Genomic DNA, 15,751 nt, shown 5'->3' with positions numbered 1-15,751 from the left:
CATTAAGCCCCTTTCGTTTTTGGAGCGGATGACGGGACTCGAACCCGCGACTCCCAGCTTGGGAAGCTGGAGCTCTACCAACTGAGCCACATCCGCATTTGAAATTTTTATTTTAAATCAAATATATTATACCAATAATTTAAAACAAAATCAATATTTAATATTTTAATTATATTTTATCCTTGTTAACGTCATAAAATAATTTATGAAAGAACTTTTGTATATTATTTTGAGAAATCTTTTTTGTCTCTAATTCCTTAGTTATGTCAAAAAGCCCAACATCTAAATCATCTTCAAATAATAATTCTTTTTCTTCTTTTTTCATTATCGAAGAAAAGTTATTTTTTATCTCAGAATCAGGTTTTATGACATTTTCCAAATGAGAATACGCTTCTTGGTTCTTTCCGTTACTTTCCTCTTCAAGAGTAGCTGGTTCTTGAACTCTACTTTTGTCACCATTACCTTCTAACTCATTTAGAATTTCTTCAATCTCTTCCAGGCTTGATTCTTTCAAGATATCGTTTATATCCTTATCAAGTTTATTCTCAAGGTCTTCTATCTCACTTAATTTGCCATCTTTTTGGTCTTTGGATACAATAGCTTCTTCTAGTGAAGGGTCTTCATTTGAAGTTATCCCAATAAGTTTTTTTAAAGGGGATGATACTTGCCAAACGTTTTTTATGTATGGTTCATTAAATTGGTCTATTGTTTTGTATTTGATTCCTTGAGTTTCTACTTTGTTTATATTGGTCAGAGTTTCCATATTATTTAACTCGTTCTCTCTTTTCTCAAAAGTAACATGTCGACGAATCAAAAAAACAGTAAAAAATGAGGCAGCTAAGGAAATAGCAAATATTATTAGCATTATGGTAAAAAAGGTTAAAAGATTAAAGTTTTGCTGCTCTTCTTCCAACGGTTGAGTATTATTAATTTTTAGGTTTGATGTGTCTAAAAGCTCTGATTGTTGAGATGTAGATTCAATAACACTTAGAGCTTCATCCACAATGGGGATACCTTTTAGGGGTTGCAAGTATATTTTAGCTGTGGCATAATCTTTGTTGTGAAATGCAGATAATCCTAGATACATTTTTATTTCTGGTATTTCACTTTCTAATCTAGGTGATAGTTGCAAGGCTTGCTCAAAAAAAATTTGAGCTAAATCGTATTGGGCATTTCTATAGTAGTTTAAACCATTCATATAGTATTCGTAGGCAACTTCGTAATTATCAGCAAATATTAACATTATTTGGAGCAGAATTATCAACAGAGTGAGAGCTTTCTTAACGATGATTCACCTCACAAGGAAAATGTGATTATTTCAATTTGGTTATTTTTGGTAACTATCCAGACTTTACCTTTTTTATCTATGAGGACATCAATTAAATTAGTTTCAGATCTTTGGAAAATGCCAGAGAAAGTAGCTTCTTTTAAAAATAGGTAGCTTATATGATCTCTTCCAAAAACAAATAATTTATCATTAAATATTTGTAATTTTAATCTTCCTATATTTCCGTCTCCTATAAGTTGGAACCCATTTTTTGAGCTATCCCAAAGGACCAACTTATAGTTTGAAAATAAAATAAAGTAGTTATTATTATACAAAGCAAAATCAGTAATCTCACCTAACTGAGTTCCCAAAACTTCTTGAATGGTAGAAGTATTTATTAATTCCACGCTGTTCTTGTTTTGTAGTTTTGTTATTTTATCTTCAAAGATGACATATACTCCCCCATTTATTTCTTTTAACGATATAAAATTACTATCTTGATTTATCAAAGAATCGTTGAGATAGACATTACAGTTGGTTGTTTCGTATTCAACACTTAAAAATCCTACATTTGGTAAATAATAAATTTCAGTACCTTTAGAAGGTATTTCTGAATTAATTTTATCAATTTTGCCGTTTTCATTCAAAATGTATACTCCATCAACAGTAGATATATAATACTGGTTGTTGAATACTAATCCACCCATAATTTTATTTGAAAATATTTTTTCTAGTTTGCTGTTGTAAATAGCATTAGGACTTTTAAAGTAAATATTTTCTCCTACTTCGATAATGCTCATTGTATCTTCGTCTATTTCTCCTTGCTTCTCAGAATTGAGCAAAATTGTACTTTCTTTATACGCTGAAGGGAGTTTAAAAGTAGAAATAATAGTTGGGCGGGGATTTTCACTTTGATCTGGAGTTGGGGTACCTTCTACTGTTTCGTATGTGTATTCGACGAAATTATCATCTGTAAAGGGCTCCACTGAATATGAAGGGACGGATTCTTCTAAAAAATTAACTATTATATTCAAAACATCTGAATCATTGTAAATTTCATAAAAGCTCTTTTGAGAATAGTAAGTTTTATCAATCCCTTCTAAGTTAGCGCTGTCAACACTTACTATTCCATCTCCCTTTCCTCGAACAAATTCTGGATACAGCCTGGCAATATATTTATTTGATAAATCTTCATCAATTGCGGGACTAGTACCAATAATCGTTAAATATCTGATGTCATTTCTTGTGCCAAAAGAGTTTAATTTGTTCAGAAATTCAGAGTCAGGAATAAGATCTTCATAGTAAGAATTTATTTGATCTAGGTAAGAACCAATTTGCAAAGTGATTTTTAATATCGTGCTATACTCAACATTAAACAATTGAGATAAAATATCTGTGTTTTTCCCAAAGAGTAAATTGAAAAAAAGGGGGTTTGCTAGGTTACTACCTTTATTTGGAGTAGAAATGAGTACTAAATTTTCAACATTTTGAATTGTTTGAGTAGACTCCAAAGCATATCTAGCAATTAATCCGCCAATGCCATGTGCAATAATGTCAAACTTTTTATTAGGAAATCTAGAAAGTTCTTGAGCGAGACGCCTTCCTTCAAATTCAATGTAACTATCAATCCCTGTTCTTTCAACAAAACTGATAAAAGAATCGTTGTAATTTTTACTTCTAGTAGATGTCAGTGGGTAATTGTAACTCCAAATGGTTCTATTTGGAAAAAGGGATGACCAAAAAGATTGTGGATAACCATTTTCAGGTACATTCATTATCTTTCCTAAGAAATTAATATCAGTTCCAGGAATTAAAATAATATCAGGTTCAAGGGTTGGTGGCGCTTCTTTTATAACCTTGAGCCCACTGGATGATTCTTCTGGAGATTCAATGACTAGACCTATATAATTTACTTTAGTTATTTGGAATGTTTGCGCTTCTATGTAATACTCGTCATCTATTTTTACTATTTTTTCTCCACTGAATTCAGAGATAACAGGAGGTTCTTCCTGTGTGATGTAAGCCAAGGAGAAATTGACGAAGTTATCTCCAAAGTAATTATCCTTTGGAATCTTGTATCTTAAGGTAATTGGTAAAATAGAGGATTCATTACTTTCATCTGAGAAAGTAATTTTATATATTTCACCGTAAAAATTTTTGTAGTTGATCAATTCTTGATATTCCGCAGAACTTTTATCCACAACGCTTATATCAATGTGTTTCTTTGAAGGAAAAGCAAAATCAGGAACCATTATTTGAATATTGGTAGAAGAAGGAGTTATCTGATTTGGAGGCAAAAATATGTTTTTAAAAATAATAGAAAAAACAAGAATTAAAATACCTATTACAACAATCGATAAGAGAATTTTGTATTTTTTTTCCATATATTTAATTTTATTTAAAAAGTTGAAAGGTTTGAATTTTATAGCTCAGTCAACTCCTTTTGAGACTTTTACCTTGTTTCTATAATCTTTCGAACTTCTTTCAAAAGTTGAGATAGTTCTTTTAGATTTAGGTCTTCCAATTTTTGTAAAACATTTATATAAATATTATCGGCTATTATTTGTGTTTCTTGAAAATTATAAAAATTTAAAAGAGTTTTTTTGTTTACATCTTTATTAGTTTCTTTTCCAATATCTTCTTCTTTAGTAAAGATATCTTTTAGATCATCGAAAATTTGGAAAGAAACACCAAAATCAGTTCCTATTTTATTCATCTCTTTAGCAAGCTCTGCTTCCCCAGCCATTAAAAAAGGAGATGCAAAGCAAAAACCAAAAACCGCCCCTGTTTTCTTTGAATACATCTCAAGAATTTCTTTCTCACCTACATTTTTATCTTCTTTTTCGAAGATTAGATCTTCCATTTCTCCTTGAAATAATTTTAAAATGGTTTTTATAAAATAATCCACTAAGAGAAGTTTGTTCCCTTCTTTAATATTATCTAAACCGGCAACAATCTGTAGTGGGAGAGTGAATCCATAATCTCCAGCTAGTATGGCTTTATATTCTCCAAACTTTAAATGAGTAGTTAGAGCTCCTCTTCTTAACTTTGCATTGTCTAAGGCAGGTAGATCATCATGTATCAAGGATGATGAGTGTAAAATTTCGACAGCTATCGCAATGTCAATTAAATTCTTTTTATTTATAGAGATTATTTGTCCGAAGTTATATATTATCCAGGGTCTAAGTCTTTTGCCTCCATTTTCTATGTAATAAAACAGTGGCTTTTTTAAATGATCTTCCAGGTCCAAATTTTTGAAAAAATTCTTTATCTTCTTGTCAAAGAAATCTTTAAACTCTAATAATTTTAGAAATTCCATTGATTCACCTCGTGCTTTTAGAAAAAATTATTCGTCATCTTCATCTTCAGTTTTATTTTTATTTTCGAACTTCCTTCTCAGTTCGTCTATATCGAAGTTTTCAATATCTTGTCTGAACTCGCTTTGTTCTTCTGCGTTTATAAAAGAAGCTTCAATACCGTGTTCGGATACTATTTCTTCGTCTATGTAAATAGGTAAGTTATTTTTTAATGATAAAATTATGCAATCAGAAGGCCTGGCATCGATATAGATCTCTTTTGAACCACTATCTTTCAGGACTAATTTAGCGTAATAAATATCCTGCTTGAATTGGTCAATTTCTATCTTAATAGGTTGAGCTTTAAGTTGTTCGATAATATTACCAATGAGATCGTGCGTTAAAGGTCTTTCAAAATCTTCGTTTCTCAATATTAAAGCCAAAACACCAGCTTCACATGGCCCAATCCATATTGGTACAACAACGTTTGTATCTTCTACCTTTAAAAAAACTATCGGTGAATTTGAAACTTTATCTATTCCCATAGTAACATTGCTTACTTTTTTCATGTTTGAAAACCTCCTTTAAAAAACTGAAATTACGCTCTTGTTTCTTTCAAAGCTAGTTGAGGTTCGCTTGTAATCTTTTCGCTGATTATGCTTTTGAGACATTCTCTTAATTCTCCTTCGCTAGCGAAAAGTTTTGGCTCGACTGGTTCATGTATGAATAGATTAACATTCGAAGGTTTGATAAAGACGCTTCCTTTTTTGCTCATTTTGATAGTTCCATCTATTGTGACAGGTAATATTTTTATATTATATCTAAAAGGGATTAAAAGAGCTCCCTTTTTAAATTCACCTACTTGACCATCTAAACTCCTTGTTCCTTCAGGAAAAATAGTTATAATTTCCCCTGATTGAGATATTTTTGCAAATTTTTTAAGAGCTATAGCGCCACTTTTTGAATTATTCCTATCTATGAAGATAGAGCCAAGTCTTTTGATGAAATTTCCTAATATAGGAATCATAGAAAGCTCTTTTTTTGCAATAAAAGCTGTGGGATATATATATCCTAAAATTAAAGGAATATCGAAAAGGCTTTGATGATTCGCTACTACTACATAAGGGCCTTGCTGAGGAATATTCTCTTCACCATGAACTGAAATCTTACTATTTAAGAATTTAAAAGTAACTTTTCCAAACCAAGATACAACCTTTCTAATATATTCTTGAGAGACTTTGTGTCCCTTTCTTTTTTCCAAGATATTGGCTTTTATCAACACATAACTTCCATATACAATTACAACTCCGAGAAATCCGATAATTAACCATATTGTGAAGAATATTGCTTTTATTGTTTCTAATACCTTTTTCATGAATTGTCCTCCTTTTTCTTCACTTTTCTTTAAGATACATGAGACTATGATTCAAAGTGATCAATTTCTGAGACTTTACTATCTTCAATCTTATACTTTTTAACTTCATCTAAAGCATCTTTTTCCAATTTACTTAGATGTTGTAAAGAATCCTCAATTGATTTTATGTAATTTGTATTTGATTTAGTGGCAGGTTTAGAAGGTATAAATACGCTACATGAATCTTCGTATGGTAAAATAGATGTTTTATACAATGCGAATTTTTGGGATAATTTAATTGTTCCATTTTTTGTTAAATCTTTTGAAGATGTACCAATGGGTAATCCGCTTGGTCTTTTTAAACGATTGTCAAATATAATCGTACCTTCTTTTCTAATATCTATTTCTATATCAAGCTCCGGGTTATTTAAGTTAACTTTTAGTTTAGGGAAATTGTTCAATATAAATTCACCTATTATTCCAGCAAATTTTTGACTGTTGTAGGGGGAGAGATTTATTGGCTCTATTGACGTTTATTTTAAAAGTACTATAATTGTTGCTTTCAAGAGATTTTTTTGCTACTTCGTAGACTTTATTTTTAATTGAATCTATATTTAATTCAGTTTTTTCAGCTATTGAAGATGAATGTATTCCAAAAATCTTTTTTAGAATATCGATATCTTTAACGGTTATTCCCTTATTTTGTTGAGGTATTAGATATATTCTATTGTTGTTAACCTTGAAAATCAAGTTCTGGGGAATTTTACTTTGGATGTTGTTTTTAAGTTTATGCATAAAAGACATTTTATTTTTATTTTTTAGACTGATCTGGTCAACCCTTACTACTACAAATAGCATTCATTTGCACCTTATAATTTATAAAAATATTTTCTTCAACTAAATTATAACATAACTGGGATTTTTCAACTATATTTTTTTTAAGAGTCACTTTGGAAAATATGGAGGAAAAGAGTCAACCAATTCAAAAAGAACAAAAAAGTAACTTTTTCAACAAAGATATGTAATTAGAATATCTTTTCTGAAAATATTAAGTTAAGAACATACGATTGTTATTTTATTTAATATAAGTGCTTTCTATTGACTTTAAATAAAGGGTTATGTCTTATTATAAAATGTACGTTGTTAAATTAGACAAATTCAGTCATATTTGAATTATTTTTCACAATAGTATATAATTTAATTGACTGACTGGTCAGTCAATTAAAGAGGTGAGGTAAATGAGCACAAGTGTGAAAGTTTTGGATAAACAAGAACGAAAGAAATACATAGCTGAAAAAACGTTGGAATTAATAAGTGAAAAAGGGTTGTCAAATTTAACTATGGAAGATGTTGCCTCTTCGTGTAATTTGTCTAAGGGTTCTATATATAACTATTTCAAAAATAAAAATTCACTAATTGTTTCTGCTTTCAGTGCTCTCTTAGAAAAAGTTCAAAATTTTTTTGAAGAAAACGAATCTGTGCCCTCTCAGGATTGTGCGGAGGCAAGTGCCGATTTTTATGCGAATCTTTATTCAGAAATTTTAAATACTTTCCCTTCAAAAGAATTGATGCGATTGTTTGAAATTTTAATAAATTCTACACATGATCAAAGTATGATGAAAATTTTAACTCAAACATTCAGAGAAAATTATGGGAAAATTCTTGATAAATTTGAAAAGTTATTCAATTCGAAAACTAAAGCGTTTATGTTACAAGCGATGTTTGATGGTTTAGTTATATACAGGGCCGTAGGAATAGAATTTTCTAATGACGAAATAAAGAATAATTTTAAAAAAATGATTTTAAGTTTTACAGAAGATAACAAAAATTAGGAGGTGTCCGGTATGGCAGTTGTGGACTCAATGAAAAACATGTTACTTAAACAAAGTTCTAAATTAATAACCAACGTTGTAAGGCATTCTGATGTGGATCAACTCGGGAAGTTGTTATGGACATTATCGAAATTCTCTAAGGAACCTGCAAAAAGTGGGCTTAGAAAGTTAGCAACAGGAGCGGAAAATCATGATCCAATGCTAGTGAACTGGGCTAATTTGTTCAAAAAATCTAACCCCAAAGTTGTTGAAAAAATAATAAACAATCTAATCATCAACGAATTTGCAGTTGGTGAAAAAACAAGGCAGGATAAGATGCATGAATATGGGATAGTCCTTCCAAAATTAGCTGTGCTTTCTCCAACATATGCATGTAACCTTAGATGTGTTGGCTGTTATGCTGCTATGTACGGTCACAAGTATATGCTATCCAAAGAAGAAATTTTTGATGTAATTCGACAATTTAATGACTTAGGTATCTATTTCTTCATTATAACCGGTGGAGAGCCATTTGTGTATCCTTATCTATTCGATGTACTAGAAGAGTTCAGCGATTCTTACTTTTTGCTTTATACGAATGGAACGTTAATTAATGAAGAAAACGCTAAAAAATTAGCTGAATTGGGTAACGCTACATTGGCTATATCAGTAGAAGGATATGAAGCTGATACCGATTGGAGAAGAGGTAAGGGTGTTTTTGAAAAAATTCAAAACGCTTGGAAGCTCTTAAGTGAAAATGGGGTAATATATGGAGCCTCTGTCACAGCAACAAGAAAGAATCACGATGCAATAATGAGTGATGATTTTTGGGAATATTTAAAAGAAAACAATGTGAGTTATGCATGGGTTTTCCAATTTATGCCCGTAGGAGCAGATGCTTCGATGGATTTAGTACCTACTGCCGAACAAAGGTATGAAAGATTCTACAAATTGGAAGAGTTAAGGTTAGGTGGAAAGTTTGCGTTTGTTGCTGATTTTTGGAATCATGGTTTCTTAACTAACGGTTGTTTAGCAGCGGGAGCTAAATATTTACATATAAACGCCAAAGGTTATGCTGAACCATGTGTCTTCCAACAGTTTGCCGTGGATAATATAAGGGAAAAACGAATTATAGATATTTTAAAATCACCATTTTTTGAGGCTTATAAGAGGACCATTCCCTATTCCAATAATTTATTTAGACCATGCCCCATAATAGACAATCCAAAAGTATTCAGGGCAATGGTAAAGAAGTTCAACGCTATTCCACAACATCCTGGTAGTGAGCGAACCGTGAATGAATTAGCTCCTGAATTAGACCAACTTGCCGAAGAATGGAAAAAATATGCCGATAAACTTTGGTACGAAGAAGGCTACGCTGAGAAGTATCCTTCAAAAAGAGGTGTATATAACTACAAAGTAAGGATGAGAAGATATTCAGAAAATGAAGAAAAATTAGCACTGGATAAAAAAGCATAATATTGATTCTTCAAAAGTAGTATTATCTTTTAAAATAACGGGTATTTTCTACCCGTTATTTTAATTTTTCAGTTAATAATACTTAGGTTTGATATGGTATAATATAAAAAATAAAAGATTATTCTAATAAGATAGAGAGTTATAGTACATAGTCCTTTCTTAGAAACGAGGGGTGGGAAGAAAAGGGCATTATAGCAAGTGTGGGGTTTCCATAATAGTAAAATAATAATGGTATTAGGAGGAAATCGATGGAGTACGATTTTTTATCTGTCACATTAAATCCTTCGCTGGATAGAGAAGTTATAATTGATAATTTTGAAGTAGGTAACATGTATAGAATAGAAAATCCTTCAAATTCCAAAATGGAACCAGGAGGTAAGGGTATTAACGTTTCAATAATGCTATCTAATTTGCAAATGAAATCGATAGTAACAGGTTTTTTGGGGGGACACATAGGTAGGGTTATTCAGAGTAAGCTTTCTGCGTATGAAAATATAACGATGAATTTTGTTTATTCAGAAGAAGAAAGTAGAGAAAACATTGAAATAATAGATCCCTTGAAGGAAGTAATGACTCTAATAAACAGTAAAGGTCCCTTCATTAATGATGAAGATTACGATCATTTTTTAAGGAGATATAAAAATTCTCTTTCATTAGTGGAACATGTCGTAGTGTCAGGAAGTGTTCCTCCTGGCTTGAAAACTGATGTTTATTCCGATCTGATGTTTGAAGCTAAGAAAAGAGGAAAAACTACTTACATGGAATCAATTGGACCGTGTTTTGAAAAAGCTATTTTAAATAATTGCCCTACCGTTGTTAGACCAGACTTTAGAAGAAAAGCAGAAATTTTCGGGAAAACCCTTGAAAGTATAGATGATTTTATTGATGCTTCAAAAAAAATTATAGAAAATGGTGCCAGATTAGTTGTTATGAGTTATCAGATTTTTGGTGATGTGATAACAACAAATGAGGGTGTCTGGCTTTTTAATCCAGAAGAAAGGATTGAGAAATCACATCTTTTTGGAGCAGGAGATGCATTTATGTCGGGAATAATATATTATATTATAAATTATAATTTTAATTATTTTGAAGCTGCAAAATTCGGTATGGCTAGTGCCATTTCCAAAACGGATTATATAGAAAAAAAGATAGGAACTTTAGAAGATATAAAAAGAAGTTTAAGTAGGTTTTCCATTGAAAGATTAGAATAACAAAGAGGTGTTTACCTTGAAAGCTAAGGAAATAATGGAGAGAGATCTAACGTCTTTAATGGAAGATGAGAAAGTAGAGCGTTTTATTACGGTATGTCGTAGGCATAATTTATCTGCGCTTCCCATAGTTACAAGTGATTTTAGACTGGTGGGATATTTAAGCGAAAGTGGTATCATTGACGCCTCACTTCCGGGGTATTTGAAGCTTATGGAAACTACTTCTTTTATACCGGATAGCCATCAATTTTTTAATGGATTAAAAAAAATATTGGATCGTCCAGTATCTGATTTTATGATAAAAAAGCCATTTAAGGTTTACTTTGATGATACGGTTTTACATGTAGCAGATGTAATAATAAAAAATAAATTAAAGGTTCTGCCAGTTGTTGATGACAATGAAAGATTAGTGGGGGTTATTAGAAGAATAGGTTTACTTAGTAGAACATTGACTGGTGAAATAGAATATGAAGCGTAAAGTTTCTTTTATTACTTTTGGATGTAAAATGAACCAAGCTGAAAGTCAAGCGATGGCCGAGAAACTATCTCCTCATTTTGATATTGTATTTGAAGAAAAAATGGGTAAGAGTGATATCTACGTTTTAAACACTTGTGCCGTAACTTCAGAGGCTGAAAGAAAGGTAAGGCAAACAATTAGGAGATTAAAAAAATCAAATGAAAATTCCAAGATTATAGCTACAGGCTGTTATTCTGTATCTGATCCCGAAGAATTAAAAAAAGTAGGCGCTGATTTGGTCTTAGGTAATTTAGAAAAAAAACAAATAGACCGTTTATTGTGTGAAGAAGGTATATACTCAGATAAACATTTTTGGTTCCATAATGAAAAATATGACATATTAGTTCCCAACGAACCGTATGGTGACAGAACACGGATCTTTTTACCTATTGAAGAAGGATGTATTAACTCATGTACATTCTGTAAAATAAGATTCTTGAGAGGATTAAAAATAGTCAGTTTACCAACAGAAGAAGTTATAAAAAGTATAGAAAAATTTATTGAAAAAGGGTATAAAGAAATAGTGCTAACTGGAACAAATTTGGGATATTATGGAATGGACAATTCAGAAACCTTAGAAGAACTATTAAATCAAATCGGGAAGAGTTTTGCTGATAAAGAAATTAGAATAAGAATAACGTCTCTATATCCTGAAATAATTACTGACAATTTGTCTACCATATTGAATTCTTATCCAATATTTGAAAAACACATACACCTTTCGATTCAACATTTTTCTGATAAAATTTTACAATCAATGCATAGAAAATATAATAGAAAAATGATTTATACAGCCATCGAAAACTTAAGAAAATACGACTCAAAGTTTTCTATTACTTGTGATCTCATAGTTGGTTTTCCTGGTGAAGATGAGGAAGATTTAAGAATCCTGTTTGATTCAATTGAAGAACTTAAGGTTTTAAAAGTCCATAGTTTTAGGTACTCATTACGTGAGGGAACTGTAGCAGCTAAGATGCAAAATCAGATACCTGGAAATGAAAAAAAAGACAGACTTTCACAAATGGATAAAATTGCTGATCTCTCAAGAAAAAATTACTTGAATGATATGTTAGGGTCTAGAGTTAAAGTATTAACAGAAAGTAGCTCAAAAAAAGGTCTTTTTGGATACGATGAATATTACATCCCCCATAATGTTCAATTTCATGAGAAAAAAATTGAAAAAGGTGAGTTTTTTAGTACGGTGATATCTTCTTTGTCTAAAGAAAATAAAGGGGTGGTATCGAATGTTCTATAATGGTAAAGAGTGGGTAGAATTTCCATTGGTTAGTGGAGATGATGAAGGGTTCGTGAATGGTTATTCGATTTATGATGTACTTAGAACTTATTCAGGTATTCCTTACAATTTAAAAAGACATTATGATAGATTGAAACGATCTGCTGATTTTATGGCATTTGAAATACCACCTCTTGAAAAGATAAAAATAATTTTAAATCAGGCAAAAAAGATTCATAATTATGAAGAATTCAGATTTAAAATATATGTAACTCCTTTCACTTCTAAATATAAAACATTTTATTGCTTTGTTGAAGAGTTGAAAGAGGATGTAGATTTGATCGAAGAAGGTGTTGTAGTTAATATAGCGAGAGAAAGAAAAACTTCGTCTCCTATTATTCCTTATTATGTAAAAACACCTTTAAATGGTTCAATCAAATACATCCATAAAAAATATGATTATTATTATGATTCCATCGTTTTAAATGAGTTCGGTAATGTAACCGAAGGTACATACTCTAATATTTTTTATGTCAGTGGAGGTGTTTTATTGACTCCTCATATTTCATCGGGGATATTACCAGGGATAACTAGAGAAGATGTCCTTGAGTTAGCAAATGATTTATCTTTAGAAGTTGAAGAGAAAGCAAATGTTCAAGTATGGGAACTTTTATCTGCCGAGGAAGTATTTCTTACCCACACTTCAAGAGGTGTAGTACCTGTTAGAAGAATTTTTCCTGATTTTACTTTTACTGTACCTGGTGTAGTAACGGAAGCTATTCTTGACAATTGGAAAGATTTTATAACAGAAAAAATAGAAGATTGAGAGGAATACTTTACTATTAAGATGGTCTAAAATGGAGGAAAAATTTGAAGGTGTTTTAAAACAACTTTCTAAAAAAAATTTGGTTTACAAAAAAATATATATAATAAAAAGATTAAGAGAAGAATTACCTAAGTATATTCCTGAGAATTTATCAAAAAATGTAACAGTTAAAAATTATCTCTTAAAAGATAAGATAGTGGAAATAGCCTGTGCTGACAATTATGTTAAACAGGAAATACTTTTTAGGGAAAAATTATTATTGAACGCGATAAATTCTATTCTGGAAAATGAAACGATAAATAGAATTAGAATTGTTTCTTGAGAAACGCTTGTGGAGGTGTTTAAATGGTAGAAAAAACTTATTCTGGAAACGATATAAAGGTCTTGAAAGGGTTAGAACCTGTTAGGTTAAGACCTGGAATGTACATAGGATCAACGGGTAAAACAGGGTTAAACCATATGGTTTATGAAATAATCGATAACGCCATAGATGAGCATGTTAACGGGTTTTGTGATACAATTCGAGTTACTTTGAATGAGGATGATTCTATTGAAGTTGAGGATAACGGAAGAGGTATACCTGTAGATATACATCCAACTGAAAATAAAAATACATTGGAGTTAGTTATGACTTCGCTTCATGCTGGTGGAAAGTTTGATAAAAAAGCCTATAAGGTTAGTGGAGGACTTCATGGAGTAGGAGCATCGGTTGTTAACGCTTTGTCCGAATATATGGAGGTAAAGGTTTACAGAGACGGGAAAATATACTATCAAAAGTATGCAAGAGGTGTTCCTCAAACAGATGTAATTATTGTAGGCGAAACAGACAAGAGTGGGACTGTTGTGAAATTTCTCCCTGATAAAGAAATATTCGATGATGGAGATATAACTGTTGAATCACGATTAATAGAGAATAGGTTGAAAGAAATAGCCTTTTTAAATCCTAACTTGAAAGTTATCTTTGAAGATAGAAAAAGAGATTACAAGCAAGAATTTCATTTTCTTGGCGGTTTGAACGAATTTATAAATTACATCTTGAAACGGCGGAAGATGAATTCTATTTCCGAGCCGGTTTACATGTACGGATCATATCAATATAGTAAAGTGGAGTCAGAAATTCAAGTGGAAGCAGCTTTTGTCTATACGGATTCTGAAGAAAGCGAAGTAATCTCTTTTGTGAACAACATTAGGACTATCGATGGCGGGGAACATGAATCTGGATTCAAACAAGCTCTAACAAGATTATCAAATGAATATGCAAGAAAGTACAATGTTTTAAAGGAAAAAGACGAGAATTTTAGTGGAGAAGATGTGAGAGAAGGATTATTAGCCATAATACATATAAAAATGCCCAATCCTGTTTTCGAAGGTCAAACAAAGGGAAGATTGGGATCTAAAGTTGCCAGAGAAGCAGTAAATCAAATAACTACAGAGAAATTATCTTTATATTTTGATGCAAATATAAAAGAAGCAAAAAATATTTTTGAAAGAATGTTTTTAGCATATAAAAAAAGACTTGCTGCTAAAAGAGCCAGAGACAGCATTAAAAGAAAAACAATATTCGAAAATACAACTCTACCAGGCAAATTGGCAGATTGTACATCGAGGGATTTAAACGAATCAGAACTTTTTATAGTTGAAGGAGATTCGGCTGGGGGAAATGCCAAACAAGCTAGGGATAGAATGTACCAGGCGATTTTACCTTTGAGGGGGAAAATTCTAAATGCAGAAAAAACTGATTTTTTAAAACTTTTAAAAAATGAACAAGTTTCGAATATTATCATTGCATTAGGAACTGGTATAGGAGAAGAGTTCAATTTGTCTAAATTGAGATACGGTAAAATCATTATCATGACTGATGCAGATGTTGATGGCGCACATATTAGAACTTTAGTGTTGACGCTTTTTCACAAATACATGCGTTCTTTAATAGAGGAAGGATATGTATACATTGCTCAACCTCCTCTGTATAGATTTGAGATTGGTAAACAACATTTTTATCTTTATTCCGACGAAGAACTTGAAGAGTTGAAGAAAAAATATGGGGATAAAAAATGGAGAATACAAAGATATAAAGGATTAGGAGAAATGAACCCTGACCAATTGAGAGAGACCACTATGGATAGAGACACTAGAAAACTTGTAAAAATAAAGATGGAAGATTTAGAAATGGCAGAAGAGATGATAGAAATACTCATGGGATACGATCCCTCTATTAGAAGAGAGTTTATTGAATCTAATGCTAATAAGGTGAAAGAGCTAGATATCTAGTGCAATGGAAAAAGTTAATCTTAACCTTTTTTTACCTTCTACTTTTAATAATTTGTGTTTACAATCTCCTCCCTTTTTTTGAAACTCAAGAAGAATTTTTTGTTTATAAAGATAAAGTAGAAATTGAGAAAAGTATTTATTACGTAGAAATAAATAATAGATATTTTTATTTTGATATTTATGATAAAATAACATTTGTTAGCGATCATCCCTATCCAAAATTCATCAAAGTAATTTTTTCGAAAGATAAAATAAAAAAAGAAGAAGAACTCAATTTTGTCAAAAGTATTTGTTGTAATACGTCGATTAGAGAAATAAATTTTCCGAATAAAGAAATACTTTGTTATAATAACATTAGAATTGAGTACCTTGAATTACCAGAAATTAAAGATTTTTTGATCACTCTTAGTAATATAGAATTTTTGGGACCTGGGAATTATTTCATTAGTAACCATAGTTTCTTTAAAATCGATGATCGGGGGCTTTAG

16 protein-coding genes and 1 tRNA gene are annotated in these 15,751 nt (G+C 31.1%); 9 read left to right on the top strand and 8 right to left on the bottom strand.

The features are described 5' to 3' along the window. Positions 1-20 precede the first annotated feature (20 nt). From BZ25_RS08025 to BZ25_RS10570, 8 genes are all read right to left on the bottom strand, one after another. Positions 21-96, bottom strand: a tRNA-Gly gene (locus tag BZ25_RS08025). Between the two features lie 73 nt (positions 97-169). Further along, a complete protein-coding gene (locus BZ25_RS08020; protein ID WP_121514407.1) occupies positions 170-1,264 on the bottom strand; it encodes a tetratricopeptide repeat protein in 1,095 nt (364 codons plus the stop codon). Positions 1,265-1,296: 32 nt separating this feature from the next. Beyond that, a complete protein-coding gene (locus BZ25_RS08015) occupies positions 1,297-3,651 on the bottom strand; it encodes a triacylglycerol lipase (RefSeq protein ID WP_147429941.1) in 2,355 nt (784 codons plus the stop codon). Between the two features lie 68 nt (positions 3,652-3,719). Beyond that, the gene (locus tag BZ25_RS08010) at positions 3,720-4,586 is read right to left on the bottom strand and encodes a polyprenyl synthetase family protein (protein WP_121514405.1); all 867 of its coding nucleotides are present in this window, start codon (positions 4,584-4,586) and stop codon (positions 3,720-3,722) included. Positions 4,587-4,613: 27 nt separating this feature from the next. Then, positions 4,614-5,132: a bifunctional nuclease family protein gene (locus tag BZ25_RS08005; RefSeq protein ID WP_012208040.1), complete on the bottom strand. Its 519-nt coding sequence runs from the start codon at positions 5,130-5,132 to the stop codon at positions 4,614-4,616. A 29-nt stretch (positions 5,133-5,161) separates the two neighbouring features. After that, positions 5,162-5,938 carry a 1-acyl-sn-glycerol-3-phosphate acyltransferase gene (locus BZ25_RS08000; RefSeq protein WP_121514404.1) on the bottom strand — a complete coding sequence of 259 codons (777 nt, stop codon included), beginning with the start codon at positions 5,936-5,938 and terminating at the stop codon, positions 5,162-5,164. Positions 5,939-5,982: 44 nt separating this feature from the next. Beyond that, positions 5,983-6,378, bottom strand: coding sequence for a hypothetical protein (locus BZ25_RS10575; RefSeq protein ID WP_255415884.1), 396 nt, complete (start codon positions 6,376-6,378; stop codon positions 5,983-5,985). 7 nt (positions 6,379-6,385) lie between these two features. Next, complete coding sequence (locus BZ25_RS10570; RefSeq protein WP_121514402.1) at positions 6,386-6,775, bottom strand: THUMP domain-containing protein; 390 nt, start codon at positions 6,773-6,775, stop codon at positions 6,386-6,388. A 380-nt stretch (positions 6,776-7,155) separates the two neighbouring features. Here BZ25_RS10570 and BZ25_RS07985 point away from each other — a divergent pair, with 380 nt between their 5' ends. The 9 genes from BZ25_RS07985 to BZ25_RS07945 all read left to right on the top strand — a co-directional run bounded on the left by BZ25_RS07985 (position 7,156) and on the right by BZ25_RS07945 (position 15,751). Then, positions 7,156-7,749 (top strand): TetR/AcrR family transcriptional regulator, encoded by a 594-nt coding sequence (locus BZ25_RS07985; RefSeq protein ID WP_121514401.1) that lies wholly within the window; start codon positions 7,156-7,158, stop codon positions 7,747-7,749. A 12-nt stretch (positions 7,750-7,761) separates the two neighbouring features. Beyond that, complete coding sequence (locus tag BZ25_RS07980; protein WP_121514400.1) at positions 7,762-9,207, top strand: radical SAM protein; 1,446 nt, start codon at positions 7,762-7,764, stop codon at positions 9,205-9,207. 248 nt (positions 9,208-9,455) lie between these two features. After that, positions 9,456-10,418 (top strand): 1-phosphofructokinase family hexose kinase, encoded by a 963-nt coding sequence (locus BZ25_RS07975; RefSeq protein ID WP_012208036.1) that lies wholly within the window; start codon positions 9,456-9,458, stop codon positions 10,416-10,418. A 16-nt stretch (positions 10,419-10,434) separates the two neighbouring features. After that, a complete protein-coding gene (locus BZ25_RS07970) occupies positions 10,435-10,893 on the top strand; it encodes an HPP family protein (protein ID WP_012208035.1) in 459 nt (152 codons plus the stop codon). Continuing rightward, the gene (gene mtaB, locus BZ25_RS07965) at positions 10,883-12,187 is read left to right on the top strand and encodes a tRNA (N(6)-L-threonylcarbamoyladenosine(37)-C(2))-methylthiotransferase MtaB (protein WP_012208034.1); all 1,305 of its coding nucleotides are present in this window, start codon (positions 10,883-10,885) and stop codon (positions 12,185-12,187) included. The genes BZ25_RS07970 and mtaB overlap by 11 nt, the downstream gene beginning before the upstream one ends. Further along, on the top strand, positions 12,177-12,992 hold the full coding sequence (locus tag BZ25_RS07960) for an aminotransferase class IV (protein WP_012208033.1): 816 nt from the start codon (positions 12,177-12,179) through the stop codon (positions 12,990-12,992). Before mtaB ends, BZ25_RS07960 begins: the two co-directional genes overlap by 11 nt. A 31-nt stretch (positions 12,993-13,023) precedes the next feature. Further along, complete coding sequence (locus BZ25_RS07955) at positions 13,024-13,314, top strand: DciA family protein (protein ID WP_012208032.1); 291 nt, start codon at positions 13,024-13,026, stop codon at positions 13,312-13,314. Positions 13,315-13,337: 23 nt separating this feature from the next. Continuing rightward, complete coding sequence (locus tag BZ25_RS07950) at positions 13,338-15,263, top strand: type IIA DNA topoisomerase subunit B (RefSeq protein ID WP_012208031.1); 1,926 nt, start codon at positions 13,338-13,340, stop codon at positions 15,261-15,263. After that, positions 15,263-15,751 carry a hypothetical protein gene (locus BZ25_RS07945; protein WP_012208030.1) on the top strand — a complete coding sequence of 163 codons (489 nt, stop codon included), beginning with the start codon at positions 15,263-15,265 and terminating at the stop codon, positions 15,749-15,751. The genes BZ25_RS07950 and BZ25_RS07945 overlap by 1 nt, the downstream gene beginning before the upstream one ends.

This window comes from Petrotoga sp. Shatin.DS.tank11.9.2.9.3 (assembly GCF_003665005.1).
Lineage (GTDB): Bacteria > Thermotogota > Thermotogae > Petrotogales > Petrotogaceae > Petrotoga > Petrotoga mobilis.
This window is presented reverse-complemented; position numbering and strand designations above follow the sequence as displayed.

What these genes read in the sequence shown, in the direction of transcription:
- BZ25_RS08015 (WP_147429941.1), bottom strand. Translation starts at nt 3,651, where the DNA reads ATGGAAAAAAAATACAAAATTCTCTTATCGATTGTTGTAATAGGTATT.
- BZ25_RS08010 (WP_121514405.1), bottom strand. Translation starts at nt 4,586, where the DNA reads ATGGAATTTCTAAAATTATTAGAGTTTAAAGATTTCTTTGACAAGAAG.
- BZ25_RS08005 (WP_012208040.1), bottom strand. Translation starts at nt 5,132, where the DNA reads ATGAAAAAAGTAAGCAATGTTACTATGGGAATAGATAAAGTTTCAAAT.
- BZ25_RS08000 (WP_121514404.1), bottom strand. Translation starts at nt 5,938, where the DNA reads ATGAAAAAGGTATTAGAAACAATAAAAGCAATATTCTTCACAATATGG.
- BZ25_RS10570 (WP_121514402.1), bottom strand. Translation starts at nt 6,775, where the DNA reads ATGCTATTTGTAGTAGTAAGGGTTGACCAGATCAGTCTAAAAAATAAA.
- BZ25_RS07985 (WP_121514401.1), top strand. Translation starts at nt 7,156, where the DNA reads ATGAGCACAAGTGTGAAAGTTTTGGATAAACAAGAACGAAAGAAATAC.
- BZ25_RS07980 (WP_121514400.1), top strand. Translation starts at nt 7,762, where the DNA reads ATGGCAGTTGTGGACTCAATGAAAAACATGTTACTTAAACAAAGTTCT.
- BZ25_RS07975 (WP_012208036.1), top strand. Translation starts at nt 9,456, where the DNA reads ATGGAGTACGATTTTTTATCTGTCACATTAAATCCTTCGCTGGATAGA.
- mtaB (WP_012208034.1), top strand. Translation starts at nt 10,883, where the DNA reads ATGAAGCGTAAAGTTTCTTTTATTACTTTTGGATGTAAAATGAACCAA.
- BZ25_RS07960 (WP_012208033.1), top strand. Translation starts at nt 12,177, where the DNA reads ATGTTCTATAATGGTAAAGAGTGGGTAGAATTTCCATTGGTTAGTGGA.
- BZ25_RS07955 (WP_012208032.1), top strand. Translation starts at nt 13,024, where the DNA reads ATGGAGGAAAAATTTGAAGGTGTTTTAAAACAACTTTCTAAAAAAAAT.
- BZ25_RS07950 (WP_012208031.1), top strand. Translation starts at nt 13,338, where the DNA reads ATGGTAGAAAAAACTTATTCTGGAAACGATATAAAGGTCTTGAAAGGG.